The sequence below is a fragment of the Fulverythrobacter fulvus genome (assembly GCF_037154085.1).
Taxonomy (GTDB): domain Bacteria; phylum Pseudomonadota; class Alphaproteobacteria; order Sphingomonadales; family Sphingomonadaceae; genus Andeanibacterium; species Andeanibacterium fulvum.
This window is the reverse complement of record NZ_JBANRM010000002.1, coordinates 653,896-678,396: the sequence shown is the minus strand read 5'-3', so window position 1 is coordinate 678,396 and position 24,501 is coordinate 653,896. Positions and strand designations below refer to the sequence as shown.

25 protein-coding genes are annotated in these 24,501 nt (G+C 65.4%); 20 read left to right on the top strand and 5 right to left on the bottom strand.

Translation table 11 applies throughout. From position 1 onward, the window contains the following. Window positions 1-29 precede the first annotated feature (29 nt). The 7 genes from WFP36_RS09110 (at window position 30) to WFP36_RS09080 (ending at window position 6,951) form a co-directional block, all read left to right on the top strand. Window positions 30-713, top strand: coding sequence for a hypothetical protein (locus WFP36_RS09110; RefSeq protein WP_336979845.1), 684 nt, complete (start codon window positions 30-32; stop codon window positions 711-713). After that, window positions 710-2,029 (top strand): DUF4350 domain-containing protein, encoded by a 1,320-nt coding sequence (locus WFP36_RS09105; RefSeq protein WP_336979843.1) that lies wholly within the window; start codon window positions 710-712, stop codon window positions 2,027-2,029. The genes WFP36_RS09110 and WFP36_RS09105 overlap by 4 nt, the downstream gene beginning before the upstream one ends. Continuing rightward, the gene (locus WFP36_RS09100; RefSeq protein WP_336979841.1) at window positions 2,026-2,988 is read left to right on the top strand and encodes an AAA family ATPase; all 963 of its coding nucleotides are present in this window, start codon (window positions 2,026-2,028) and stop codon (window positions 2,986-2,988) included. The genes WFP36_RS09105 and WFP36_RS09100 overlap by 4 nt, the downstream gene beginning before the upstream one ends. 4 nt (window positions 2,989-2,992) lie before the next feature. Beyond that, entirely contained in the window at window positions 2,993-4,312 is a 1,320-nt protein-coding gene (locus WFP36_RS09095) for a DUF58 domain-containing protein (RefSeq protein ID WP_336979839.1), read from the top strand. Window positions 4,313-4,472: 160 nt separating this feature from the next. Then, a complete protein-coding gene (locus WFP36_RS09090) occupies window positions 4,473-5,528 on the top strand; it encodes a stage II sporulation protein M (protein ID WP_336979837.1) in 1,056 nt (351 codons plus the stop codon). Beyond that, window positions 5,525-6,418: an RDD family protein gene (locus tag WFP36_RS09085; protein WP_336979835.1), complete on the top strand. Its 894-nt coding sequence runs from the start codon at window positions 5,525-5,527 to the stop codon at window positions 6,416-6,418. Before WFP36_RS09090 ends, WFP36_RS09085 begins: the two co-directional genes overlap by 4 nt. After that, complete coding sequence (locus WFP36_RS09080) at window positions 6,415-6,951, top strand: GNAT family N-acetyltransferase (RefSeq protein WP_336979834.1); 537 nt, start codon at window positions 6,415-6,417, stop codon at window positions 6,949-6,951. The genes WFP36_RS09085 and WFP36_RS09080 overlap by 4 nt, the downstream gene beginning before the upstream one ends. Before the next feature lie 108 nt (window positions 6,952-7,059). On the opposite strand, the gene WFP36_RS09075 is transcribed toward WFP36_RS09080, so the two are convergent. Next, the gene (locus tag WFP36_RS09075) at window positions 7,060-8,820 is read right to left on the bottom strand and encodes a cation:proton antiporter domain-containing protein (protein WP_336979833.1); all 1,761 of its coding nucleotides are present in this window, start codon (window positions 8,818-8,820) and stop codon (window positions 7,060-7,062) included. Between the two features lie 159 nt (window positions 8,821-8,979). On the opposite strand from WFP36_RS09075, the gene WFP36_RS09070 reads away from it, so the two are divergent. From WFP36_RS09070 to WFP36_RS09050, 5 genes are all read left to right on the top strand, one after another. Continuing rightward, a complete protein-coding gene (locus WFP36_RS09070; RefSeq protein WP_336979832.1) occupies window positions 8,980-9,873 on the top strand; it encodes an SMP-30/gluconolactonase/LRE family protein in 894 nt (297 codons plus the stop codon). Window positions 9,874-9,973: 100 nt separating this feature from the next. Then, window positions 9,974-11,113 (top strand): flavodoxin-dependent (E)-4-hydroxy-3-methylbut-2-enyl-diphosphate synthase, encoded by a 1,140-nt coding sequence (ispG, locus tag WFP36_RS09065; protein WP_336979831.1) that lies wholly within the window; start codon window positions 9,974-9,976, stop codon window positions 11,111-11,113. Then, window positions 11,110-11,439, top strand: a complete 330-nt coding sequence (locus WFP36_RS09060; RefSeq protein WP_336979829.1) for a hypothetical protein — start codon at window positions 11,110-11,112, stop codon at window positions 11,437-11,439. Before ispG ends, WFP36_RS09060 begins: the two co-directional genes overlap by 4 nt. After that, window positions 11,436-11,921: a GNAT family N-acetyltransferase gene (locus tag WFP36_RS09055; protein ID WP_336979827.1), complete on the top strand. Its 486-nt coding sequence runs from the start codon at window positions 11,436-11,438 to the stop codon at window positions 11,919-11,921. The genes WFP36_RS09060 and WFP36_RS09055 overlap by 4 nt, the downstream gene beginning before the upstream one ends. Window positions 11,922-12,112: 191 nt before the next feature. Next, entirely contained in the window at window positions 12,113-12,736 is a 624-nt protein-coding gene (locus WFP36_RS09050) for a murein L,D-transpeptidase catalytic domain-containing protein (protein ID WP_336979825.1), read from the top strand. Between the two features lie 1,089 nt (window positions 12,737-13,825). Here WFP36_RS09050 and WFP36_RS09045 read toward each other — a convergent pair. Further along, on the bottom strand, window positions 13,826-15,142 hold the full coding sequence (locus WFP36_RS09045) for a L,D-transpeptidase family protein (protein WP_336979823.1): 1,317 nt from the start codon (window positions 15,140-15,142) through the stop codon (window positions 13,826-13,828). A 162-nt stretch (window positions 15,143-15,304) separates the two neighbouring features. Here WFP36_RS09045 and WFP36_RS09040 point away from each other — a divergent pair, with 162 nt between their 5' ends. Beyond that, window positions 15,305-16,201 (top strand): DMT family transporter, encoded by an 897-nt coding sequence (locus tag WFP36_RS09040; protein WP_336979821.1) that lies wholly within the window; start codon window positions 15,305-15,307, stop codon window positions 16,199-16,201. 6 nt (window positions 16,202-16,207) lie between these two features. Here the strand turns inward: WFP36_RS09040 and WFP36_RS09035 are convergent, their stop codons facing one another. Continuing rightward, window positions 16,208-16,378, bottom strand: a complete 171-nt coding sequence (locus WFP36_RS09035; RefSeq protein ID WP_336979819.1) for a hypothetical protein — start codon at window positions 16,376-16,378, stop codon at window positions 16,208-16,210. Between the two features lie 203 nt (window positions 16,379-16,581). Here WFP36_RS09035 and acnA point away from each other — a divergent pair, with 203 nt between their 5' ends. The 6 genes from acnA to WFP36_RS09005 all read left to right on the top strand — a co-directional run bounded on the left by acnA (window position 16,582) and on the right by WFP36_RS09005 (window position 22,440). Then, entirely contained in the window at window positions 16,582-19,254 is a 2,673-nt protein-coding gene (gene acnA / locus WFP36_RS09030; RefSeq protein ID WP_336979817.1) for an aconitate hydratase AcnA, read from the top strand. 344 nt (window positions 19,255-19,598) lie between these two features. After that, window positions 19,599-20,141 (top strand): DUF6644 family protein, encoded by a 543-nt coding sequence (locus tag WFP36_RS09025; protein ID WP_336979816.1) that lies wholly within the window; start codon window positions 19,599-19,601, stop codon window positions 20,139-20,141. A 15-nt stretch (window positions 20,142-20,156) separates the two neighbouring features. Beyond that, window positions 20,157-20,660, top strand: coding sequence for a DUF6644 family protein (locus WFP36_RS09020; protein ID WP_336979814.1), 504 nt, complete (start codon window positions 20,157-20,159; stop codon window positions 20,658-20,660). 168 nt (window positions 20,661-20,828) lie between these two features. Further along, window positions 20,829-21,362, top strand: a complete 534-nt coding sequence (locus WFP36_RS09015) for a rhodanese-like domain-containing protein (protein ID WP_336979812.1) — start codon at window positions 20,829-20,831, stop codon at window positions 21,360-21,362. Between the two features lie 145 nt (window positions 21,363-21,507). Next, window positions 21,508-21,825: a hypothetical protein gene (locus tag WFP36_RS09010; RefSeq protein WP_336979811.1), complete on the top strand. Its 318-nt coding sequence runs from the start codon at window positions 21,508-21,510 to the stop codon at window positions 21,823-21,825. Between the two features lie 102 nt (window positions 21,826-21,927). Continuing rightward, on the top strand, window positions 21,928-22,440 hold the full coding sequence (locus WFP36_RS09005; RefSeq protein WP_336979809.1) for a hypothetical protein: 513 nt from the start codon (window positions 21,928-21,930) through the stop codon (window positions 22,438-22,440). A gap of 363 nt (window positions 22,441-22,803) precedes the next feature. On the opposite strand, the gene ruvB is transcribed toward WFP36_RS09005, so the two are convergent. Beyond that, on the bottom strand, window positions 22,804-23,835 hold the full coding sequence (ruvB, locus tag WFP36_RS09000; RefSeq protein ID WP_054531012.1) for a Holliday junction branch migration DNA helicase RuvB: 1,032 nt from the start codon (window positions 23,833-23,835) through the stop codon (window positions 22,804-22,806). Further along, window positions 23,832-24,002 carry a hypothetical protein gene (locus tag WFP36_RS08995; RefSeq protein ID WP_336979806.1) on the bottom strand — a complete coding sequence of 57 codons (171 nt, stop codon included), beginning with the start codon at window positions 24,000-24,002 and terminating at the stop codon, window positions 23,832-23,834. Before WFP36_RS08995 ends, ruvB begins: the two co-directional genes overlap by 4 nt. Before the next feature lie 150 nt (window positions 24,003-24,152). Between WFP36_RS08995 and WFP36_RS08990 the strand changes: the two genes are divergently transcribed. Beyond that, a complete protein-coding gene (locus tag WFP36_RS08990) occupies window positions 24,153-24,488 on the top strand; it encodes a GIY-YIG nuclease family protein (RefSeq protein WP_336979805.1) in 336 nt (111 codons plus the stop codon). The last annotated feature ends 13 nt before the right edge of the window (window positions 24,489-24,501 follow it).

Here is a 24,501-nt window from a genome sequence, read left to right as displayed (position 1 = left end):
GCCCGCCCGGCCATGCCACCACTCGGCCCGTGACGAGGGCATCGGGCGAAATCGCTGGGGGGACGGCTGCCGGGTCCGCATCCGATGCGGTGCGCGATTGGGAAGCCGTGCGCGCCAATGGCGAGATCCAGTTCGCCCCGGTGCAGATGCCCGAGCGGGCTCCGCCGCCTGACTGGCTGGTGCGTTTTCTCAAATGGCTGGCCGAACTGTTGCGTCCTGCGGCAGATGCGCTGGGCGTGTCCTGGCCGGTGTTCAAGTGGGTCCTGCTGGGGCTGGCCGCGCTGGCTGTATTGGCGTTGCTGTGGCGGCTGCTGGCGCCTGTCGCGCGCATCCGGTTTGGCCGAAAGGATATCGCGGCCACCGATAACGGCTGGGTGCCGGAACGCGGCGCAGCCCTCGCCCTGCTGGAAGATGCCGACAGGCTGGCGGCGGAAGGCCGTTTCGACGAGGCGACTCACCTGCTGCTCCAGCGCAGCGTCGGCCAGATCGCGGATGCCCGGCCGGACTGGCTCGAACCGTCGAGCACCGCGCGCGAGATCGCAGCCCTGCCCGCCCTGCCCGATAGTGCCCGCCGCGCCTTTGCCATCATTGCCGAACGGGTGGAGCGCAGCCTGTTCGCCTTGCGGCGCCTCGAATCGGAAGACTGGCTGGCCGCCCGCGCTGCCTATGCCGATTTCGCACTGGCCGATTTCCGCGGTCGGGCCCCGGCATGAGCGCCGGGCCTGCCTCCGCTTCGCCCGCGCCCTTTTCGGGCAAGGCGGTTCTCGGCCTGCTGCTGTTCGGCGCCCTCGCCTTTATCGCCGCGCTCTATTTCATGGGTGCCGGCGCGATGGGCGATACCGGCAATGACGGCGGCGGCCATGCGGCGGGCGACGGGATCAACGGCTATTCCGCGCTGGCGGAACTGCTGGAAAAGCGCGGCAATGAAGTCAGCTTCATCCGCAACCCCGCCAATCGCGATCCCGATGCCCTGCTGGTGCTGACCCCGCCGGTCCATGCCGATGCGGAAGAGATCAACCTCATCATCTCCGAACATCGCCGCACCGGGCCGACGCTGCTGGTGCTGCCGAAATGGCAGGCCTTTCCCGTGCCGAAATCCGCCGGGGTGAAGGCCGAGGATGGCTGGGTCTTCCTGTTCGGCGCACAAAGCCCGGAATGGGCGGAAGAGATCGGCACCAAGGGGATGATGAAAGCCTCGATCGGCAAGGGAGCGCCCGGCGCGCCTGTCGCCTGGCAGGGGCTGGGCCAGCGCGGCACCCTGCCCGATCCGCAATCGGTCCAGTCGCTGACTTCCAATGCCATGGTCCCGCTGGTGCGCGCCGCCGATGGCAGGACGCTGGCGGGGTTCTGGAACGATGGCGGCTATTATCCCGACCTGTCCGCATGGGCCGAAATCGAGCCCAATAGCGAGGACAGCGCCGATGAGGACCTGTGGCCGGTCGTGATCGTGGCCGAGCCCGATCTGATGAACAATTACGCCCTTGCCGACCGGGACCGGGCGATGCTGGCGCTGACCATCGTAAGCGCCGCGCTGGAAGATTACGACCTGCCCGTGGCCTTCGACCTTACGCTGAACGGGCTGGGCCAGCAGCCCAACCTGCTGACCCTGGCCTTCACTCCGCCCTTCCTGGCCGCGACCCTGTGCTTCATCATTGCCGCCATCGTGGTGGCGTGGCGGGCACTGCGGCGCTTCGGCCCGCCCGTGGCCGCCATGCCCGTCTTCGCTTTCGGCAAGCGGCAGCTGGCCACCAATGGCGCAGCCCTGATCCAGCGTTCCAAGCGCCTCTATCTGCTGGGCGCGCCTTATGCCGCGATCCTGCGTGCCCGCGTGGCGCATCTGCTGGGGATCAGGCCCGGCGGCGATGCGAGCCATACGGAAAGCGAGATCGACCGCCTGCTCCAACGGCGCGGGATCGAACCGGCCGATTTCACTATCCATGCCGAGGCATTGCGCGCCGCGCGCACGCCGCACGAATTGCTGCGCCATGCGCATGCGCTGAAGACCATCGAAAGGAAGCTTGCCCGATGACCACGACGCTTGCAGACGTCCGCGCGCTGGCGGACTCCATCCGCGCCGAAATGGCCAAGGCGGTGGTGGGCCAGCACGACACGATCGAGCATCTGCTGATCGCGCTGGTCAGCCAGGGCCATGTGCTGCTGGAAGGCCCGCCGGGAACCGCCAAGACCTTCCTGGCCCAATGCTTCGCCCAGACGCTCGGCCTCGATTTCGGGCGCATCCAGTTCACGCCGGACCTGCTGCCGGGCGATATTCTCGGCTCCAACCTGTTCAACTTCCAGACCAGCCAGTTCACTCTGACGCGCGGGCCGATCTTCTGCGAATTGCTGCTGGCCGACGAAATCAACCGCACCCCGCCCAAGACGCAGGCCGCCCTGCTGGAAGCGATGCAGGAACGCCGGGTGACGCTGGATGGCGAAACCCACGCACTGCCCAATCACTTCATGGTGGTGGCGACCCAGAACCCGATCGAGAATCAGGGCGTCTATCCCCTGCCCGAGGCACAGCTGGACCGCTTCCTGTTCAAGCTGCTGATCCCCTATCCCAGCGCCGAGGAAGAGGCCGCGATCGTCGCCCGCTTCGGCGAGCGCAGCGGCCCGCCCCATCCGGCGGATTTCGGCGTCTCGCGGGTGACCGATGCCGCGACCCTCAATGCCGTGGCCAGTGCCGCCAAGACCGTGACGCTGGCGCAGGAAGTAATCGACTATATCGTGCGGCTGGTGCGCGCCACGCGCGAGACCGCCGAACTGGCGAGCGGAGCCTCCCCTCGCGCGGCCGTGCTGATGGCCAATGCCGCCCGCGCCCGCGCCGCCTTGTCCGGCCGCGATTATGTGCTGCCCGACGATGTGAAGGCATTGGCCACCGCCGTGCTGCGCCACCGCCTGCTGCTCTCCCCCGTGGCCGAGATCGAGGGCCGTCAGATCGAGGACCTCGTCGCCCAGCTGGTCGAACAGACCGAGGCGCCGCGCTGATCGCATGATCGTCCCATCCGCCCGCAGTCTGGCTCTTGCCGCCCTTGGCGCGCCTGTTGCGCTGCTGGTGGCATCCAGCGCGCCCAGTGCGTGGGTCGTCGCCCCGGCGGCGTGTTTCGCGCTGCTGGTGCTGGTGGTGCTCGACGGGCTGGTGGCGGGCGTGCTGACGGATGTGCGAGTGATCGCGCCTGTCGATGCGGAAATCGGGCAGGCGCTGGACGTCACCGTGCTGGCGGATATCGCAGGGCGCACGATGGGCGGTGCACCCGAAGCCGCGCTGTCCTTCGATCCCCGGCTGGGCGATGGCGGCAAGGCGCAAGTGCGCCTGTCGGCCGATCCCGCGAGCGGCACTTATGCCGGACGCGTGCAGCTCACTCCAGCGCGACGCGGCACCGGCGAGATTTCGCGCATATGGCTGCGCTGGCCCGGCCCGCTGGGCTTGGCTCATCGGCAGATCACGCGCGAACTCGATACGCGGGTCCGCATCTGGCCGGACCTGTCGCCGGTCCGTTCCCCCGCGCTGCAGACCTATCTGCGCGATGCCCAGTTCGGCCTGATCGCCCGGCGTATCCGGGGCGAAGGTACTCAGTTCGAGGCGCTGCGCGAATATGAGCCGGGCATGGATCGCCGCCGGATCGACTGGAAAAGCTCCGCCCGCCAGACGCGCCTCTATGCCCGCGAGAATGAGAGCGAGCGCAATAACCAGATCGTGTTCGCCTTCGATTGCGGGCAGGCGATGTGCGAGCCGGTGGACGGGCTTCCCCGCATCGACCGTGCCGTTTCGGCGGCGCTCACTTCCGCCTATGTCGCGCTCAAGGGCGGGGACAAGGTCGCTTTGTTCGGCTTCGGCCAGCGGCCCGAACTATTCACGCCCTTCGTCACCGACAGCCGCCAGTTCCACCGGTTGCAGAGCGCGGCGGCGGAACTCGATTATCACGCGGCCGAGCCCAATTTCACGCTCGCGCTGGCCACACTGGCCTCGCAGCTCAAGCGCCGCTCGCTGATCGTGCTGTTTTCCGATTTCACCGATCCTACCAGTGCGCAGCTGATGGTGGAAAGCGTCAGCCGCCTGGTGGAGCGCCATCTGGTGCTGTTCGTGACCATGGAAGACACCGAACTGGCCAGCCTTGCCGATGCCGATCCCGAGACAGTGAACGATGTCGCCGTGGCTGTGACCGCCGGAACGCTCGCCCGCCAGCGCGCCATCGTGCTGCAGAAGCTGCGGCAACTGAATGTCGATGTGGTCGAGGCGCCGTGGCAGGCGATCACCTACCGGCTGATCGACCGTTATCTGGACATCAAGCGCGCCGGGAGCATCGGATGATGGGGCGTTCCTCTCATCCCCTCCTCTTCAGAGGAGGGGCAGCGAGACTTGGATCGGCAAAGCCGGCCCTAGTCGCAGCGGGGTGGTGCCTGCCCTTCACGCGAGACATCGCACGGGGCCACCACCCCCAACCCCCTCCTCTGAAGAGGAGGGGGCTCTAATGGCGATCACCGAATTCTTCCGCTCGAAACCGATCGAGGAACTGCCCGATATCGAGGCGGCCGCCCTGCGGTCCGACCGGTTCCGGCTGGAACGCGAGCAGGACTGGAAGCGGCTGGAGGCGATCCTCAAGCGGATGGAAGGCGGGCGCCTGCGCAAGGTGCCCGACGAAGATCTGCTGGACCTGCCCGTGCTCTATCGCACTGCTGCCTCCAGCCTCGCCATCGCGCGCGAGACGTCGCTCGATGCGGCAACGCTCGCCTATCTGGAATCGCTGGTGCAGCGCGCCTGGTTCCAGGTCTATGGCCCGCGCAGTTCGCTGATCGGCTGGCTGCGCCGCTTCTTCGGCGGCGGGTGGAGCGCCTCGGTCCGCGAGATGTGGCTGGAACTGTGCGTCGCGCTGGCGGTGATGGTGGCGGGCGCAGTGGTCGGCTGGCTGCTCTGCGCGCGGGACGAGGCCTGGTATTACTCGCTCGTCCCTACCGAATTTGCCGATAGCCGCATTCCCGGCGCATCGCGCGCGGTGCTGGAAAAATCGCTGAGCGGCGCGGAAAGCGCGGACGGGCTCTCGCTCTTCTCGGCGGCGCTGTTCAGCAACAATGCGCGCGTGGCGATCCTGGCCTTCGCGCTGGGTTTTGCCTTCGGCATCCCGTCCCTGATGCTGCTGATGCAGAATTTGGCGACGCTCGGCGCGATGCTGTGGCTGTTCAACGGACAGGGGCTGACGCTGGACTTCGCCGCTTGGCTTTCGGTCCACGGCACGACCGAGCTGTTCGCGATCCTGCTGGCGGGGGCGGCAGGCCTCCATATCGGCCGCTCCATGGCCTTTCCCGGCGAACGAACCGTCATGGCAGCGGCCGCAAGCGCCGGGCAGCGCGCCGCGCAGGTGATGGCAGGCGTGGTGCTGATGATGGTGGTGGCCGCCGTGCTGGAGAGCTTCGCCCGCCAGCTGGTGACCGACACGGGTGCCCGGCTGGCCATCGGCGGCAGCATGATGACTTTCTGGCTGGCCTATTTCTTCGCCTTCCGCCGCAGCGTGGACCGGAGCGCGGGATGAGCCGTTCGCGCTACAGCCGCCGCCTCGACAAGCGCAAGCGCGTGCTGGTGACGCCGGAAGGGCTGAGCCTGCCGATCACTATCGCCAGCCGGGGATCGCGTGCCGCCGCGCTGCTGCTGGACCTCATCTTGATGATCGTGATCCAGGTAAGCGTCACGCTGGCACTGATCGCCATATTGGGCGGCATCTTCGATGGCGGCGGGGCGAAGGGGCCGTTCGAGTTCCTGGCCGTGGCGTGGATCGTGGCCATGTTCCTGTTCCGCTACGGCTATTTCCTCTATTTCGAACTCGGCCCGCGCGGGGCCACGCCCGGCAAGCGCATATTGGGCATCCGCATCGCCGCCCGCGATGGCGGCCGCCTGAGCGTCAATGCGGTGATCGCCCGCAACCTGCTGCGCGATATCGAGGTGTTCCTGCCGCTGATCTACCTCATCACCAGCGCGGGGGCAGGCGGCGCGGCCAATTGGGCGACCTTCGCCTGGCTGGCGATCTTCCTGCTGTTTCCCTTCTTCAACCGCGACGCCCTGCGCGCGGGCGACCTGATCGCCGGCACATGGGTAGTAGAACTGCCCAAGCGCAAGCTGGAACAGGCCATGTCGCTGGGCGACGGCGCGCGCGGCCGTTCGGTGGCGACCGGGGCGGAATATCGCTTCGGCGAGGCCGAGCTTTCGGTCTATGGCGAATATGAACTGCAGACGCTGGAACGGGTGCTGCGGGAAAACAACGCCGAGGCTCAGGTGGCAGTGGCCACCGCGATCTGCAACAAGATCGGCTGGTCGGCCGGATCGGGCGACGAGCGGGCCTTTCTCGAGGCGTTCTACGCCCAGCTCCGCGCCCGGTTGGAACGGAACATGCGCTTCGGCAAGCGCAAGGCGGATAAATTCTCATGAGCGAAACCAAGGCCAGGATCACTCTGCGCGAAGCGACACAGGCGGATATTCCCGCCCTCGCCGCGCTGGGACGCGACAGTTTCATCGCCAAGTTCGGCCATCTCTATTCGCAGCAGAATCTCGACACCTTCCTGGGCGAGACCTTCACCGACGAGGCCATTGCGAGCGAGCTGGCCGATCCGGGCAGGCTCTATCGCCTTGCCGTGGACGATGCGGGCGAGCTTGCCGGCTATTGCAAGATCGCCTTCAAATCCGGCTTCCCCGAACATGCGCGAGGGCAGCGGGCAATGGAGCTGAAGCAGCTCTACACCGCCGCCGACCGCGTCGGGCAAGGCATCGGCGCATTGCTGATGGACTGGGCGATGGAGGAATTCCGCAAGCGCGGCGCGGATGAGGTGCATTTGTCGGTGTTCTCCGACAATCCCGGCGCCCATAAATTCTATCGCCGCTATGGCTTCGACAAGCTGGCGGATATCTACTTCTGGGTCGGCGACCACCGCGACGACGAGTTCCTGTTCGCGCGGATGGTGTGAGGGGTTTCTCTCCTCAACTCGTCATTGCGAGGAGCGGAGCGACGAAGCAATCCAGGGCGGAACGCGATTGACGCTGGATTGCGTCGCTTCGCTCGCAATGACGAAAGACTAAGGCTCCCCCACCCGCCTCGGCTCTGTAAGGATCTTGTCGCGCGAACTGCGCACATCGCCTGAGGCGAACTGGTCGTGCAGGCGTTCGCGGTCATTGGCGCGGAAGACGTCCTCCGCCCGCTCGATCTCGTCCTGGCCCAGCCCGAGGTTTTCCAGCGCCATGCGGCCCATCGCCACCGCCGATTCCAGCACTTCGCGCATGACATAGTTCACCGGGCTGCCATGCAGCGCGATCACGCTGCGCCGGTCATACCCGCGCACATAAATCGCCGCTTGCGGGAAGGCCTCGTGCACTGCCTCCACCAGGCCCGGATCGGCCTGATCGCGGTCGATGCAGAAGGCGATCAGCTGGGCCTCGCCAGCCCCCGCCTGCCGCAGCAGATCGAGCCTTGTGCCGTCCCCGAAATAGACCTTGGCACCGAACTGGCCGGCCACGTCGATCATGTCCACATCGCGGTCGATCAGCGTCACGGGAACGCCGCCCGCCATCAGCATCTGCGCCATGGTCTGGCCGAAGCGGCCATAGCCCACGACCAGCGCCTGCGCGCCATCCGCCTTGGGCCCGTCCCGCGTGGCGAGCTTGGCATCCGGCACCTGCCGCACGCGCTTGGTGGCGAGCATCAGGAAAGGCGTGGTCGCCATGGACAGAGTGATGATGGCACCGAACAGGCTGGCCGCTTCCGGTTCGATCAGCAGCGCTTCCTGCGCCTGCGCGAACAGGACAAAGCCGAATTCGCCGCCCTGGCTGAGCAGCAGGCCCAGCGCGAGCGCGCCGCGCCACGGCATGCGGAATATCCGCGCGATGCCGAAGATCACCGCGACCTTGGTGGCGATCAGCGCCGCGGCCATTGCTGCCACGAAAAAGGGATGATCGGCAATCGCCCGCAGATCGAGCAGCATGCCCACCGAGAGGAAGAACATGCCCAGCAGGATCGAGCGGAAGGGCTCCACATCCGCCTCCAGCTCATGCCGATAGGGGGAATCGGCCAGCATCACGCCCGCGATGAAGGCGCCCAGCGCAGTGGAAAGCCCCAGCATCTCCATCAGCGCGGCAGAGGCAATCACCGTGAACAGGGCAGTGACGACGAACATCTCGCGCTCGCCCAGATTGCCGATCAGGCGGAAGAGCGGGCGGATCAGGAACCGCCCCGCCGCGATCAGCCCGACGATGGCCGCCACGGTATAGAGCACCAGCAGCCAGCCCGGAGGGCCGCCCGCATCCAGCGGGTTGCGGCTCATGGCGGCGATCACGGTGATGAGCGGGATGATCGACAGGTCCTGGAACAGCAGGATGGCGAAGGCCCGCTCGCCGAAAGGTGTACGCAGGCGCCCGGCCGATTGCAGCATGGGCAGCACCTGCGCGGTGGAGGACAGCGCCAGCGGCAGGCCCAGCGCCAGCGCCGCTTCGGGCGTGAAACTGGTGAACAGGAAGATGATCGCGCTCACGGCCAGCCCGCACAGCACCACCTGCAGCAGGCCGAGGCCGAAAATCTCCCGCTTCATCCGCCACAGGCGCTGCGGCGAAAGCTCCAGCCCGACGATGAACAGCAGCAGGGTGATGCCCAGTTCGGCAATGCCGATCTTCTGTTCCGCGTCGCCCACAAGGCCCAGCACCTGCGGCCCCACCACCGCGCCCGCGACGAGATAGCCCAGCGTGGCGCCCAGCCCCAACCGCCGGAAAACCAGCACGAAGAACAACGCGAAGCCCAGCATCAGGAACCCGTCATGCAGCAAGGATACCTGGCCGGCTTCTTCCATCTTCCCGTCTTTCCGATCAGCCCGTTGGGCCCGCTTCTTGGGCCGATTCCCGCAGGGGCGCAACCCGCGCATCCGCCCTGTAACAATGGACGCAGGGCGGCAAGAAGTTGGGCGCCCCGCTCCATTGCCCCTGCCCGGCCGCGCGTCCATTCCCGCCCCATGCAGACCTTCCAACCCATCGTGGCGCTCGATGCGCGGGCCGAACTTGGCGAAAGCCCCATCTGGCATGCGGGGGAGAAGCGGCTCTATTGGGTCGATATCTTCCGCAGCGAATTGCACCGCTTCGATCCCGCCACGGGCACGGATGAAAGCCGCCGCTTCGATCAGACGCTGGGCTGCTTCGCCTTCCGCGCCAGGGGCGGCTTCCTGCTGGCGATGAAGGACGGTCTGGCCACGCTCGACAGCTGGGACGCGCAGCCCGTCCCCTATGGCGAGCAGATGCTGGCCGGCAAGGCGGACCTGAGGCTCAACGATGGCTGCACCGATCCCGCCGGGCGCTTCTGGGTCGGCTCGGTGAACGAGGCGAAGAGCGCTGCTGACGCCGCGCTCTATCGCGCCGACGCCGATGGCGCGGTGACCTTCCTCGAAGGCGGGATGACCACCTGCAATTCGGCCGGCTTTTCCGCCGACGGCACGATGTTCTGCCACGCCGACAGCCCCAGCCACATGCTGCGTGCCTATGATGCCGATCCAGCGAGCGGCGCATTGTCCAACCGCCGCATCCTCCACCACTTCCCCGAAGGGCAAGGCACGCCCGATGGCGGCTGGTTCGACATGGAAGGCTGTTTCTGGGTCGCGCTGTTCGGCCTGTCAGACGGGGGCGGCAAGGTGGTGCGCCTTTCGCCCCAGGGCGAGATTCTCGCCACGGTGGAGATTCCCACGCACCGCACCACCATGATCGGCTTCGGCGGGAAGGACATGCGCACTGCCTATGTCACCAGCGCCCGCGCGCTGATGAGCGATGCGGAACTGGAACGCCACCCCCATGCGGGGGCGATATTCTCCTTCCGGGTGGAAGTGCCCGGCGTGCCCGCCACGCCCTTTGCCGGGTGAGCCCTTGGGATAGTCGCCATTTGCAGGCCGGCATGGGCTGAATGGCGGCTGCCCCAAAGCGTCATTGTCCGGCAACGCGCTTCGCCCTATATCGCGGGCCATGTCTTCCATCCGTCCCTGGCGCGACATCATGCGCCGCAAGAGCCGCCAGATCATGGTCGGCAATGTCCCCGTTGGCGGCGATGCACCGATCACGGTGCAGACCATGACCAACACGCTCACTTCCGATCCGGTGGCGACGATCGACCAGATCCGCCGCTGCGAGGAAGCGGGGGCGGACATCATCCGCGTTTCCTGTCCGGATGTGGAAAGCACCGCGGCCTTCAAGCAGATCGCCAAGGCCGCCCGCGTGCCGCTCGTTGCGGACATCCACTTCCACTACAAGCGCGCGCTGGAAGCCGCCGATGCTGGCGCGGCCTGCCTGCGGATCAATCCCGGCAATATCGGCAGCAGCGAACGCGTGGCCGAAGTGGTGCGCGCGGCCAAGGCCAATGGCTGTTCCATCCGCATCGGCGTGAACGCGGGCAGCCTTGAGAAAGACCTGCTCGAAAAATACGGCGAACCCTGCCCCGAGGCGCTCGTCGAAAGCGCGCTCGATCATATCAAGCTGCTGCAGGATCACGATTTCCACGAATACAAGGTGGCCGTGAAGGCCAGCGACGTATTCCTGGCCGTGGCCGCCTATATGGGCCTGGCCGAAGCAGTGGACTGCCCGCTGCATCTGGGCATTACCGAGGCGGGCGGGCTGATCGGCGGCACGGTGAAAAGCTCCATCGGCATCGGCAATCTGCTGTGGGCCGGCATTGGCGACACGATCCGCGTCTCCCTCTCGGCCGAGCCGGAGGAGGAAGTGCGCGTCGGCTATGAAATCCTCAAGAGCCTCGGCCTGCGCACGCGCGGGGTGCGCGTCGTCTCCTGCCCCAGTTGCGCGCGGCAGGGCTTCGACGTGATCCGCACCGTGGCCGCGCTGGAAGACCGGCTGAGCCACATCAAGACGCCGATGAGCGTTTCGGTGCTCGGCTGCGTGGTCAACGGGCCGGGCGAAGCGCGCGAAACCGATATCGGCATTACCGGCGGCGGCGCGGGCAAGCACATGGTCTATCTTTCGGGCGTGACCGACCACCATGTGAACGATGCCGACATGCTCGATCACATCGTGAAGCTGGTGGAAGCCAAGGCGGCCGAGATCGACGCGGGCACTTCCGTCAGCATGGATACGATCCACGGGAAGGCCGCATGATGCGCAAGCCCGCCCCGGCGGCTCTGCCGGTCGAGGCGGACAGCGCCCTGCCCGCCGCGCACAAGCCCTCGCTCTCGCGCGGCGCGGTCGCCACCGGGGCCAGCGCCACGGGAGCATCGGCCACCGGCGCGGCCGCGCTGGGCAGCGGCGCCATCGGGGCGATTGCCATCGGGGCCTTCGCGCTGGGTGCTTTCGCCGTGGGCGCGCTCGCCATCGGACGGCTCGGTGTAGGCAGCTTGGGTATCGGCAAGGCCCGCATCCGCAAATTGAGGATCGACGAGCTGGAAGTCGGCCGCATCATCCAGACTGGCACTGACGAAAAATGAATCTTTCCATCCGGGCGGCCTCCCCCGCCGACATGCCCCTGATCGCCTCGCTGATCCGGGCGCTGGCCGAGTACGAAAAGCTCGCCCACGAAGTCCGCTTCGACGAGGCCGTGCTGGCCCAGAAGCTTTTCGGCCCCCGACCTTACGCGGAAGTGCTGATCGGCGAAGTGGATGGCGAGGCGCGCGGCTTTGCGCTGTTCTTCCATAATTTCTCCACTTTCGAAGGGCGCCCGGGGATTTACCTCGAAGATCTGTTCGTCATGCCCGAAGCGCGCGGTGCCGGCCTCGGCAAGGCCCTGCTGACCGAACTCGCCCGGCTGGCGGTGGAGCGCGATTGCGCCCGGCTGGAATGGTGGGTGCTGGACTGGAACGAGCCTTCCATCGGCTTCTACAAATCGCTCGGCGCGAAGATGATGGACGAATGGACCGTGATGCGCGTGGACGGCGATGCGCTGACCGCGCTGGCGGGGCAGGGGCGGTAGGCGAAGACCAACTCGTCATCCCGGCGAAAGCCGGGATCGCTGGCAGTAAAGCGCATGATCGCGGATTTGGCCTTTCGAGCGGATGATCTGGGCGAAAGCGATCCCAGCTTTCGCCGGGATGACGAGGGTGAGAGGCCGCCAATGGCTCACCATTCATTTTCCTCTCAGAAATTTTGTGCCATAAAAGAGCGATGAGCACGGCATTCGACAGACGCAATCTGCTGAAGGTCGCAGGCGCCGCCGTGGCAGCGGCTGCCCTGCCCACGCGCGCCTTCGCCCAGGCTTCCCCGCTTTCGGAGCGGGATCGCAAGCTGCTGGAAATCGCGAAGCGCGAGGTCGAGCGGGCGGGCAATGTGCTGTGGCGCAGGGACATTGCCGGGATCGCCGATTACGGCGTCCATTCCGCCATTCCGCGCTTCCATTTCGCCAATCTGGAAGCGGGCACGGTGCGCAGCTTCCTCGTGGCGCACGGGACGGGCTCGGACCCCGATCATTCGGGCTTCCTGCAGCAATTTTCCAATGTGGAAGGCTCCAACGCCACCAGCCGCGGCGCCTATGTCACCTGGGAATGGTACAAGGGCAAATACGGCACTTCCATCCGCCTGGGCGGGCTGGATCAGGATAATTCCAACGCCCTGCCCCGCGCAATCGTGATGCATTCGGCCGATTACGCCACCCCGGCCCATATCGAGAAATGGGGCCGCCTCGGCCGCTCCAACGGCTGCTTCGCCATGAGCCCCGAGGATTTCCGCGAAGCCCTGTGGAACCTCTCCGGCGGCCGTCTGCTCTACGCGGACCGGCTGGGGCTGGTCTGACGGACTGGGGTTCGCGCAAAGGGCGCTGAGGGCGCACCCAATCCTATTTCGTCATTCCCGCGCAGGCTGGGATGACGAAGATTGGGCTCGCCCCCTTTGTCATCCCGGACTTGTTCCGGGATCCCGCTTTCTACGCGGAAGGAGCTGGACCCCGGAACCCCCGCTTACGCGGGGGCAGGCAAGTCCGGGGTGACAAGTGATGGAATGCAGGCGCATTTGGCGTTTTCCCTTGACTTCGCGAACCGTTTCGGTTATATGCCCCGCACCTTGCAGCAATAGCAAGTCGCAAGGTTCAATCCGGAGGGCGGCATGTCGACTGCCTTTCCTCCCTTGTTCGCTTCGAACAACGCGGCCGGTGCGGGTGCGTGTCTTTGGGGGCGTTACCCCACGGCAAAGCCTCTTGCGCCAGATGCGGTTACCGGATGCGCGGCTTCACCGGCTCCCTCACGATCCCGGCCCTACGTGGGCAGGCTTTCCCGGGATGTTCGCGATGAACCACGAATGGCGCGGGATTATCACCCGCAAGGAAAGGATGCCCGGCTGCGAGCCCGCGGGCGCCTTTCCCGGCCGGTTTCCGATTGGGCAGAGCCAGGCACTTGGTGGAGGTGCCCGGCCTTTCGCTATTCTCCCCCCGCCTCCTGCACGCGCCAATCCTGACGCCGTGCCGGCCGCGCGATTGGTTTGATGCTCCAACACTGGCGTAAAGGTCCGGGTCGCCGCCGGATGGGGTTTTGTGCCTGCCCTCCAACTCCAACCTTCGTCATTCCCGCGAAGGCGGGAACCCAGTTCGACGGTTGCTGCTGGGTTCCCGCCTTCGCGGGAATGACGAATTAGGGGAGGACGAGTGCACTCTTACCACACCCGCTCATCCTGAGCTTGTCGAAGGACACGCGGAACATTGACCCAACTATTGGTTTAGAGGCGCCCAGCCCAACACTCAGCGCGTGTCCTTCGACAAGCTCAGGATGGGCGGAGGTTGGAGGGCTGGGCGGGTGGCAAAAGTGGTGAGGTCTCGCCCAGACGCGCGTACCCCGACCAGCGGTCCCGGATCAAATCCGGGACGTCGTTATGCGTCGGTCTTCGAAACCCTCAGATCTGCAGATCGTCCACAATCTCGACCACTTCCTCATCCGTCTTGCGGGCGCGGTTGGCTACGCGGGGCTGTTCGAAGCTGGACAGCACCGGTGCGTCGCGGCCGTAAATGTCGTTGAAGGTGGTCAGCTGGCCGTCGATGTCGCGGCCCATGGTGAAATAGGTGATGTAGACCGGGAAGGTCTTCTGCAGCGGCACCTTGGTATATTTGCCCGAGGCGGAGATCGCCACTGCATCGTCCTTGGCCGCGCCCTTGCCCAGGATCGCCATGGTGATGGCCAGTTCCTGCGCGCGTTCGGTGCGGATGCAGCCATGGCTGAGCGCGCGGTTATCCGTGTCGAACAGATGGCGCGAGGGCGTATCGTGCAGGAAAATCGCATGCTCGTTCGGCATGTCGAGCTTCATCAGGCCCAGCGAATTGCCGGGGCCGGGCTGCTGCACCACGTTGATGTAGCCATTGGCCGCCCGCGTGGCGGTATAGCCATGGCTCTTCGCCCAGCCGGGATTGCCCATCACCCTGGCGCCCAGCCCCTCGCCCTTCACGATGCTCTGCGGCACGGTCCAGGTGGGATTGAAGATCACGCCTTCCACGATTTCGGCCAGCTGCGGCGTGGCCGTCTTGCCCGGCTTGCCGACGATGGTCTTGTAGCTGCGGATGATCTTGTTGTTCACCGTCAGCCGCAATTGATATTCGGGCACGTTAGTAAGCAGATATTGCGAGCCCAGATCCTTCGCCAGCCAGCGCCAGCGGTCCATATTGGCGCGGATCAGGGCAATACGGGCCTTGTTCGCCTTGGGCGTGGCGGCCAGCGCCTGCTTCAGTTCGGCATAATCGGGCACAGTGGGGGCCAGCTTGTCGACCACGCCGGCGATATCGCCGCTGGTCAACGCCTCGGCCATCACGCGGCGGGTCGGCATCCGGTCAGGATCGGGATCGACCACGAACCACTGCTTGCGCGCTTCCATCGGCGTGCGCCCGTCGCGCAGATCCTCGATCAGCCAGGAGAAGCTGCGAGTGGCCTGCTCGTCCAGCGCATCGCCTTCGCCCGCGGCAATCGCGGCGGCGAGGGCCTGCATCTGGTAATCGGCCGGGAGGAGCCCTTCGGAACCGATCCCCTCGATCAGCGAGAGCAGCGCATCGGCATCGGCCTTGCTCCACTTCATCGGCACGTCTTCTGCCGCAGTGGGAGCCGGAGCCACCGGAACCGCGGTCGGCAAGGCAGCCGGAGCGGGCTGCGCAGGCGCATCCGTACCCGGCTGGGCGGATACTGCGGCCGGAACCGCCAGAACCGCAACACCCAGAAGAACACGCATGCGCATCGTAACCGTCATCGAAAACTAGCCCTGTCTGTCGTCCGAACCGGGTTCGGACATGTTTCATAATATTTCACTCACGCTTCCAACAAAAGCGCTGTCTGCAATCTGAACCGCAATTCGGCGTGACGGGTGGCCGTGGCCCGCCTATGCCGCCCTGCCATGAGCCCGACCGATCCCCACCGGCATTCGCTGGCGCCCTTCGTGGCGATCGCCGTTTCCATTGCCTTCTATTCGGTGATGGACGGGGCGATGAAGTTCGCCTCGCTGGAGCTAGGGGCCTATAGCGCCACTTTCTGGCGCAATGCGCTGGGCGCCGCGATCGTCCTGCCGATGTGGCTGCGCGAAGGCGCTCGCCGGCCGAACTGGCCGCAGATGAAGCTCCACCTGATGCGCGGCACGGTTTCCGCGGGCGTGGCGACGACCTTCTTCTATGGCCTGATCCGCCTGCCGCTGGCCGAAGCCATCGCCATTTCCTTCATTGCCCCGCTGATCGCCCTGTTCCTGGCCGCGCTGGTGCTGAAGGAGAAGGTCGGCAGGCAGGCCATCGGCGCCTCCGCGCTGGGGCTGGTGGGCGTGCTGGTGATCGCGCTGGGCCGCACGGGCGAGGCCAATGCCCACCCCGAGGCCTCGCTGGGCGTGGCCGCCGTGCTGGTTTCGGCCTGCCTCTATGCCTGGAACCTCGTGCTGCAACGCCAGCAGGCGCTGCTTTCCAAGCCAGCCGAAGTCGCCCTGTTCCAGAGCCTTGTCGCCGCCTTCGTCCTGTCCTTCGCCGCGCCGTGGCTGTTGGTGATGCCCGATGCGGAAAGCTGGATCAGCCTGGGCGTCAGCGCGCTGTTCGCGGTGGTGGCACTGATGCTGGGCAGTTGGGCCTATGCCCGTGCGGAAACGCAGGCGCTGGTGCCGTTCGAATATACCGCCTTCCTGTGGGCCGCCCTGTTCGGCTGGATCGCCTTTGCCGAAGCAGTCACTCTGCCCACGGTGCTGGGCGCCGTCCTGATCGTGGCCGGGTGCTGGATCGCCGCGCCGCGCAAGCGGACCGAGCAGACGGCGCTTTAACAGGCGCTAGGCCGCCTCTGCCGCCTGGCTGGCCTGCGCGGCCGATGCGTCGCCGCCTGCAAGATCGAGCAGGAAACCGAGCCCCGCCCCGGCCATGGCAGCCATAACCAGCGCAAGTGCCATTGCCAGCACGCGCAGCGGCTCCGCGCCGCGATTGGAGTTGCCCGATCCGTTCATGGCCCGCCCGATAGCGTGCCTGTTGCACGGCGCCAACGATTCGCCACAGGGCATGAAAAAGCGTCCTTACGGAAAGCTAATTGGGGGGCCGAACCCTTGACGTTCCGGGGCAAAACGCGCAGGTGCCGGGCGACTCCCCCGCCCTTCGCAAGTGCAGCGCCGGGCGGGCTCCGCAATTCGGAAACAAGAGGACGGCGCAACAGATGACCCAGGTCGGCAAGAACTCGCTCGGCACCCGCAGCACCCTCAAGGTGGGAGGCAAGGACTATGCCTATTACTCCCTCAAGAAGGCCGCGGAGAAGATCGGCGATGTCAGCCGCCTGCCCTTCTCGATGAAGGTGCTGCTGGAAAACCTGCTGCGCTTCGAGGATGGCGGCTTCACTGTCTCCACCGGCGACATCCAGGCGATTGCCGACTGGCAGAAGAACCCCGTGACCGGCGCGGAAATCCAGTATCGCCCGGCCCGCGTGCTGCTGCAGGATTTCACCGGCGTGCCCTGCGTGGTCGATCTTGCCGCCATGCGCGATGCCATTGCCAAGCTGGGCGGCGACACCAGCAAGATCAATCCGCTGGTCCCCGTGAACCTCGTCATCGACCACTCGGTGATGGTGGACGAATTCGGCCACCCCAAGGCGTTCGAAGAGAACGTGGAGATCGAATATCAGCGCAACATGGAACGCTATGACTTCCTCAAGTGGGGTTCCAAGTCGCTCAACAATTTCTACGCCGTGCCCCCGGGCACCGGTATCTGCCATCAGGTGAACCTGGAAAACATCGCCAAGTCGGTGTGGACCAGCGTGGACCAGAATGGCGAGACGGTCGCTTATTTCGATACCTGCGTCGGCACTGACAGCCACACCACCATGGTCAACGGTCTGGGCGTGCTGGGCTGGGGCGTGGGCGGCATCGAAGCGGAAGCCGCGATGCTGGGCCAGCCCGTTTCCATGCTGATCCCCGAAGTGGTGGGCTTCAAGTTCACTGGCGAGCTGAAGGAAGGCGTGACCGCGACCGACCTCGTGCTGACCTGCACCTCCATGCTGCGCAAGCATGGCGTGGTGGGCCGCTTCGTCGAATATTACGGCCCCGGCCTTGCCTCGCTGACGCTGGCCGACCGTGCGACCCTGGCCAACATGGCGCCCGAATATGGCGCGACCTGCGGCTTCTTCGGCATTGACGACAAGACGCTGGACTATCTGCGCCTGACCGGCCGCGAGGAAGAGCAGATCGCGCTGGTGGAAGCCTATGCCAAGGAACAGGGCTTCTGGATGGAACCGGGCGCTGCCGATCCGGTGTTCACTTCCACGCTGGAACTCGACCTGTCGACCGTCGTGCCCTCGCTCGCCGGTCCGAAGCGCCCGCAGGACTGGGTCGCGCTTCCCGAAGTGGACGACGTGTTCAACAAGGACATGGCCGAAACCTACAAGAAGGCCGCCACCCGCGTTCCGGTGCAGGGCAAGGATTTCGACGTGGGCGATGGCGACGTGATGATCGCCGCGATCACCAGCTGCACCAACACCTCGAACCCGGGCGTACTGGTCGCCGCCGGCCTCGTCGCCAAGAAGGCCGACGAACTCGGCCTCAAGCCCAAGCCCTGGGTCAAGACCTCGCTGGCCCCCGGCTCGCAGGTCGTGACGGACTATCTCAACAAGGCCGGCCTGCAGCCGCATCTCGACAATATCGGCTTCAACCTGGTCGGCTATGGCTGCACCACCTGCATCGGCAACTCGGGCCCGCTGGCCGAACCGATCAGCAAGGCGATCAACGAAAACGGCCTCGTCGCCGCCGCCGTGATTTCGGGCAACCGCAACTTCGAAGGCCGCGTCAGCCCCGACGTGCGCGCCAACTTCCTCGCTTCGCCGCCGCTGGTGGTGGCCTATGCGCTGAAGGGCACTGTGGTGGAGGACTTCGTCACCACCCCGATCGGCACCAGCAAGGACGGCAAGGACGTGTTCCTCAAGGACATCTGGCCGACCAATAACGAAGTGTACGACACGATGGCCAGTTGCATGGATCGCGCCATGTTCCAGGCCCGCTATGCCGACGTCTACAAGGGCGACAAGCACTGGCAGGCAATCGATGTCGCCGGTTCGGAAACCTATTCGTGGCGTGCAGGCTCCACCTACATCGCCAACCCGCCTTACTTCGAAGGCATGACCATGACCCCGGCCCCGGTTTCCGACATCGTCGAAGCCAAGCCGCTGCTGATTCTGGGCGATTCGATCACGACCGACCACATCAGCCCCGCCGGCTCGATCAAGGCCGACAGCCCGGCCGGCGCATGGTTGATGGAACACCAGGTCGCCAAGGCAGACTTCAACTCCTACGGCGCGCGGCGCGGCCATCATGAAGTGATGATGCGCGGCACCTTCGCCAATATCCGCATCAAGAACGAGATGGTGCCCGGCATCGAAGGCGGCATGAGCCGCTATGGTGAGGAAGTGCTGCCGGTCTATGACGTGGCGATGAAGCACAAGGCCGCTGGCACCCCGATGGTGGTGGTCGCCGGCAAGGAATACGGCACCGGCTCCAGCCGCGACTGGGCCGCCAAGGGCACCAACCTGCTGGGCGTGCGCGTAGTGATCGTGGAGAGCTTCGAGCGTATCCACCGCTCCAACCTCGTCGGCATGGGCGTGCTGCCGCTGCAGTTCAAGGACGGCGATACCCGCACCTCGCTGGGCCTCGACGGCGATTGCAGCTTCACCATCCGCGGCGTGGCCGATCTCAAGCCGCAGCAGAACGTCGAAGTGGAAGTGACCAAGGCCGATGGTTCGACCTTCACTTTCACTGCCCTGTGCCGCATCGATACCGCCAATGAAGTGGAATACTTCATGAATGGCGGCATCCTCCAATACGTGCTGCGCAAGCTGGCCGCCTGATCCGCGCCAGTCCGGCACCACCGAAATCGAAAAGGCCCCGCAGCGATGCGGGGCCTTTTTCGTTGGAGCGTGACCGCCCCGGTCCCTCGCAATGACGAGGCAATCAACGCCAGCCCGACCTCAACGGCGGTTTGTTCCCGCCCCGGTTCCCCCTGTCCCTTTCAGGTTCACGTCAGCCCAGTTGATCCAGGTCAATGGCGGACGAAGTCAACTAAGCCATCAGGCAGTCTTGGATGGGACGGGTTCCGCAAAGCCCAACAGGAGTCGCGGAGCCTGAGTGACAGGAACAACCGGACAGGGTCGCGCCGCCATGCGCCTGCCGGATACAGGGGAGGTTGTAACCCATGTCGATTGGCGAATTTCTATTCCAGATGACGGAGGCGATCAGACAGACGCCGATCGTCGAATTCTCGCTCTGGGTCTCCGACTGGCCCTTCGCCCTCTGGCTGCAAAGCCACTTCCTGGCGATTCCCGGTTTCCAGACCCTTCACATCCTCGCCATCGCGGTGCTGTTCGGCTCTACCCTGATGCTCAACCTCAAGGTGCTGGGCGTAAGCGGCAAGGACCAGACCCTGCCGCAGATTTTCAATCGCTATCAGCCCTGGATCAAGGGCGGCGCGCTGGTTCTGATCACCACGGGGATCATCCTGCTGATCAGCGAACCGGTCCGCAACATGGTCAACCCGATCTTCTGGATCAAGATGGTGGCCCTCGCCGTCACGATCGTCGTCAGCCTGTGGTTTCAGGCGGCCGTGCGTGGCCGGATGAATCAGTGGGACGTCTCGCCCGACGGCCAGGGCTCGATCAAGGCCGGTGCGGTCGCGCTGATCGTGCTGTGGATGGTCGTCATGGTTGGCGGCCGCTGGATCGCCTACGCGCCGGTTTGAGGGGGAGAAACTACAATGGCAAATTCCATCTGGGCCAGCCTCGAACAATCGGGCCTCGGCACTACCATCGCCAGCAATGAATGGATGTTCCCGACTATCGAGACCATTCACGTCTTCGCGCTGGTCACCGTCATCGGCGCCATCGCCATCATGGACCTTCGCCTGCTCGGCATCACGTCGAAGAATCGCAGCGTGAAGGCCGTGGAGAACGACACGATCCCGGTCACCTGGATCGGCTTCGCAGTGGCGGTCGTCACCGGCGTGCTGCTCTTCGTCAGCAAGGCCACCACTTACATGGCCAACCCCTATTTCCTCTGGAAGATGGGCCTGATGGCCGTGGCCGGCGTCAACATGGCGATCTTCCACCGCATCATTTCCAAGGGCGTGGAAGAATGGGGCCAGCCCGGCGGGACCATTCCCGGCGCGGCCAAGCTTTCCGGCGCGCTTTCGCTCGGAATCTGGTTGATCATCCCCTTCTGCGGGCGTGTGATCGGCTTCACTCTGGGCGTCTATTACTAAGCGCCCAGAGGACCTCATGAGGTCACCCGGCGAGCGCCCAACTCGCCGAAAGGGCTGGCCCGGTGCAGTAGGCCGCACCGGGCCGGCTTTTTTTGTTCAGCGCCGATTTAGCGCGACGCTGGCAGCCTCTGTCCGATCCGATGCCAATCGGATGAATGGAGAGTGCCGATGTCCAGCCGCCTGCGCCTGTTGCCTGCCCTGCTAGCCCCGGTGCTGTTCGGCGCCGCTCTTTCCGCACCGGCAGGCGCCAGCGAGCCGGCCAATCCCCAAGTCGATTATGAGGGCTTTGCCCGGCTGACCGGCGAGTTGTCCGGCATCCGCCAGGATCACCTGCTGCCATGGGAAGAATTTTCCCGCCGCATGCGCGAGGAAGGGGCTCTGCTGCTCGATGCGCGTTCAGCGGCGGCCTTTGCAGGCGGGCATATTGCCGGAGCGGTAAACCTGCCCTTGCCCGACTTCACCGACGAAGCCCTGCTGGCCGCGATCGGGCCGGATCGGAACCGCCCGATCTACATCTATTGCAACAACAATTTCACCGATGACCGCGCACCGGTGCCGACCAAGCGGGCGCCGATGGCGCTCAACATCCCCACCTTCATCAACCTGCACGGCTATGGCTACACCAATGTGTGGGAACTGGCCGACCTGCTGGAAACGGCGGACGTGCCGTGGGTCTCGTCGCCCGCCGCTGCACGCGAATAGACGAGAGGCATAAACAGGTAGGGGCGGCCCCTGCGGACCGCCCCTGCATCCCCCCGGATGTTTTCCCTGCCTCCGAAGAGGGCGACCCGAGGACCGGGCTCGAAAGCGTTACCTTCAGGCGGTGCGCTTTTCTTCTTTCCTGTCCTTGGCGAAACGACGGCGGCCGAACACGGCCACGGCGCCGGCACCGAAGAGCAGCAGCATCGGCGGAGCGGGCACCTGCGTGCCGCTGGTCGTGCTGGTGCTGCTGGACCCGCTGGTCGAGCCCGAAGTGCTGGTGCTCGAAGAGGTCGAGGAACTGGTGGAGCTGCTGGTCGAGGACGAGGTCGAGCTCGACGAGGTGCTGCTGCTGATATTGCCCGAGCTGGTGCTGGTCGAGCTGCTGCCCGAGGACGAACCCGAGGAACTCGACGAACCGGAGCTGGAGCCGCTCGAACCGCCGCAATGCTTGTGGCAGGGCTGACCCGAGCTGGAACCAGAAGAACTCGATGAGCTGGAAGAACTCGAAGAGGACGAGGACGACGAACTGGACGAGCTTGAGGAGGAGGACCCGCCCGAGCTGGTCGTGGTCGTGCTGGTGATGCCGCCGGAACTGCTGGTGGTGGTGCTGCTGATCCCGCCGGTAGACGTCGAGGTCGAGCCGCCGCTGGTGCTGGTGGAACCGCCGCTGGTCGAGGTCGAGCTGCCGCCCGTGGAGGTGGAGCTGCCCCCGCTCGACGTGCTGGTCGAGCCGCCACTGGTGGTGGTGGACGTCACGACCACGCTGCCCCCCGACGATCCGCCGCCGAAGAACCCGCCGAAGAAGCCACCGCCGAAACCGCCAAAGCCGCCCGAGCCGCCGATCACGGTCACACCGCCACCGCTCGACCCGCTGACCGGCGGAAGCGCCGGGAGGGGCTGCGGCAGCGGAACCGGCATCATGGCGATCTGCGGGGTGCAGTCGGGGCCGCCCTGGCTGCAATCGTCCTCGATCACGCGGCGGATGCGCTTCACCACGCGCGGCTTTTCCGCAACGCGCTTGGCGGGCTTCGCCTTCACATATTTCGGAGCCGGCTTGGCCGCCTTCACCGACTTGTAAGTGGTGACATTCGCGGACTGAGGCTCGGCGACATGCACCGCACCGCCGCCAAGCAGCGCGCCACCGGCAGCTGCGGCAGACAATTTCGCGAGGGCCATTCTTACCGACATGGTCTCAAATCCTGTTCGCTTCAGGGAAGGCTTGAGCCGCGGGTACGACTCCCCCTTTAACCTCCCTGATCTGTGCAACAGGGCAGACCACCCTTATACGGGCAATCGCGTTAACTGCGTTTTACCGCCTGAAAGGCGATTATTTTGGGACACACAGCGGTCACAGCTGCAAGATGTCCCACAATGGGACCGAAAGAGGTTCTACCCTTGCGAAAAAGGTTAACGCTTTCGGCAATATAGCTGCCGCACGGGTTTACTTCCCGGCGCCGAACAGCCCCCCTTGCACCCCGCCCGCCGGAGGGGTGATTCCCAGATGCGCCCAGCCCCGATCGTTGAGCACACGCCCGCGTGCCGTACGGGCAAGCAGGCCCAGCTGGATGAGGTAAGGCTCGACCACTTCCTCCACCGTATCGCGCGGTTCGGCGAGGCCTGCGGCCAGCGTTTCGACGCCCACCGGGCCACCCTTGTAGATATCCGCGATCATGGTGAGATAGCGCCGGTCCATCGCATCCAGCCCCAGCGCGTCCACTTCCAGCCGGGTCAGCGCCTCGTCCGCGACCTTGGCGGTCACCACGGGCGAGCCGAGCACATGGGCGAAATCGCGCACCCGCCGCAGCAGACGCCCCGCCACGCGCGGCGTGCCCCGAGCGCGCCGGGCAATCTCGCGTGCGCCTTCGCTGTCCATTTCCACCGAAAGCAGCTTCGCACCCCGGCGCACCACCAGTTCCAGCTCGGCCTCGGTATAGAATTGCAGCCGCACCGGGATGCCGAACCTGTCCCGCAGGGGAGTGGTCAGCAAGCCCTGCCGCGTCGTCGCGCCGATCAGAGTGAAAGGCGCAAGGTCGATCCGCACGGAACGCGCCGACGGCCCCTCCCCGATGATCAAATCCAGCGCGCGGTCCTCCATCGCGGGATAGAGCACTTCCTCCACCACCGGATTGAGACGATGGATTTCGTCGATGAACAGCACGTCGCCGGGTTCGAGATTGGTCAGCAGCGCCGCCAGATCGCCGGACTTGGCGATGACCGGGCCGCTGGTGGCGCGGAAGCCCACGCCCAGTTCCTTGGCCACGATCTGCGCCAGCGTGGTCTTGCCCAGCCCCGGAGGGCCATGGAACAGCACATGGTCCATCGCCTCCCGGCGCGACTTCGCGCTTTCGATGAACACCCGCAGATTATCCCGCGCCGCTTCCTGCCCGATGAATTCGGCAAGCGACTTGGGCCGCAGCGCCGCGTCCTGATCCTCCGGCTGGCGCTGGGGGGAGAGGGTTGGATTAGTGGTCATTCATAGCCCTCAACGCCTGCGCAATAGGCTGTGCGGCTGAAGCCACCAATCCATACTTGGCCAGCGGAATAGCAGTTCCACATATTTGTTCCATATACCCAGACGCCGACGAGCAGGATCGTCAACAAAGCTGCGAATGGAAGCCATACCTTCACTATGGTTTTCATGGCTTCTCCCAATCACTCAGCCAACGGCTCAAACGCAATGGATGCTGAAACGAGTTCAGCATGACGGGTGGGCTGGGTTGGAACCGAAACGGCCCCATCTTCGTCACCCTGAACTTGTTTCAGGGTCCATCGTGCCGCAGGTTCAGGCGCATGAGAGAGGAACGGAACCCGTGCGTCTATATCCTTGCGAGCGGCCATTACGGGACGCTCTATGTCGGCGTGACGTCCGATCTCGTTGCCCGCCTGTGGCAACATCGGGAGGGCACCTTGCCCGGTTTCACTCGGGAACACGCCGCCCATCGGCTGGTCTATTTCGAGCTTCATGGAACGATGGACGAAGCCGTCGCGCGCGAAAAACAGCTCAAGAACTGGCACCGGCAGTGGAAGATCAACCAGATCAATGCCGAGAATCCGGGCTGGGTCGACCTTGCGGTGAGCCTTGGGCTTCCCCCGCTGGCGCTGCATGGAAGGCTGGATGGATCCTGAAACGAGTTCAGGA

Coding starts and splice junctions, on each gene's coding strand:
- WFP36_RS09075 (WP_336979833.1), bottom strand. CDS start 8,820: ATGGAAGAAGCCGGCCAGGTATCCTTGCTGCATGACGGGTTCCTGATG.
- WFP36_RS09060 (WP_336979829.1), top strand. CDS start 11,110: ATGATGCGCAAGCCCGCCCCGGCGGCTCTGCCGGTCGAGGCGGACAGC.
- WFP36_RS08990 (WP_336979805.1), top strand. CDS start 24,153: ATGAGAGAGGAACGGAACCCGTGCGTCTATATCCTTGCGAGCGGCCAT.
- WFP36_RS09055 (WP_336979827.1), top strand. CDS start 11,436: ATGAATCTTTCCATCCGGGCGGCCTCCCCCGCCGACATGCCCCTGATC.
- ispG (WP_336979831.1), top strand. CDS start 9,974: ATGTCTTCCATCCGTCCCTGGCGCGACATCATGCGCCGCAAGAGCCGC.
- WFP36_RS09020 (WP_336979814.1), top strand. CDS start 20,157: ATGGCAAATTCCATCTGGGCCAGCCTCGAACAATCGGGCCTCGGCACT.
- WFP36_RS09025 (WP_336979816.1), top strand. CDS start 19,599: ATGTCGATTGGCGAATTTCTATTCCAGATGACGGAGGCGATCAGACAG.
- WFP36_RS08995 (WP_336979806.1), bottom strand. CDS start 24,002: ATGAAAACCATAGTGAAGGTATGGCTTCCATTCGCAGCTTTGTTGACG.
- WFP36_RS09095 (WP_336979839.1), top strand. CDS start 2,993: ATGATCGTCCCATCCGCCCGCAGTCTGGCTCTTGCCGCCCTTGGCGCG.
- WFP36_RS09085 (WP_336979835.1), top strand. CDS start 5,525: ATGAGCCGTTCGCGCTACAGCCGCCGCCTCGACAAGCGCAAGCGCGTG.
- WFP36_RS09080 (WP_336979834.1), top strand. CDS start 6,415: ATGAGCGAAACCAAGGCCAGGATCACTCTGCGCGAAGCGACACAGGCG.
- WFP36_RS09040 (WP_336979821.1), top strand. CDS start 15,305: ATGAGCCCGACCGATCCCCACCGGCATTCGCTGGCGCCCTTCGTGGCG.
- WFP36_RS09050 (WP_336979825.1), top strand. CDS start 12,113: ATGAGCACGGCATTCGACAGACGCAATCTGCTGAAGGTCGCAGGCGCC.
- WFP36_RS09090 (WP_336979837.1), top strand. CDS start 4,473: ATGGCGATCACCGAATTCTTCCGCTCGAAACCGATCGAGGAACTGCCC.
- WFP36_RS09100 (WP_336979841.1), top strand. CDS start 2,026: ATGACCACGACGCTTGCAGACGTCCGCGCGCTGGCGGACTCCATCCGC.
- WFP36_RS09035 (WP_336979819.1), bottom strand. CDS start 16,378: ATGAACGGATCGGGCAACTCCAATCGCGGCGCGGAGCCGCTGCGCGTG.
- acnA (WP_336979817.1), top strand. CDS start 16,582: ATGACCCAGGTCGGCAAGAACTCGCTCGGCACCCGCAGCACCCTCAAG.
- ruvB (WP_054531012.1), bottom strand. CDS start 23,835: ATGACCACTAATCCAACCCTCTCCCCCCAGCGCCAGCCGGAGGATCAG.
- WFP36_RS09105 (WP_336979843.1), top strand. CDS start 710: ATGAGCGCCGGGCCTGCCTCCGCTTCGCCCGCGCCCTTTTCGGGCAAG.
- WFP36_RS09070 (WP_336979832.1), top strand. CDS start 8,980: ATGCAGACCTTCCAACCCATCGTGGCGCTCGATGCGCGGGCCGAACTT.
- WFP36_RS09045 (WP_336979823.1), bottom strand. CDS start 15,142: ATGCGTGTTCTTCTGGGTGTTGCGGTTCTGGCGGTTCCGGCCGCAGTA.
- WFP36_RS09015 (WP_336979812.1), top strand. CDS start 20,829: ATGTCCAGCCGCCTGCGCCTGTTGCCTGCCCTGCTAGCCCCGGTGCTG.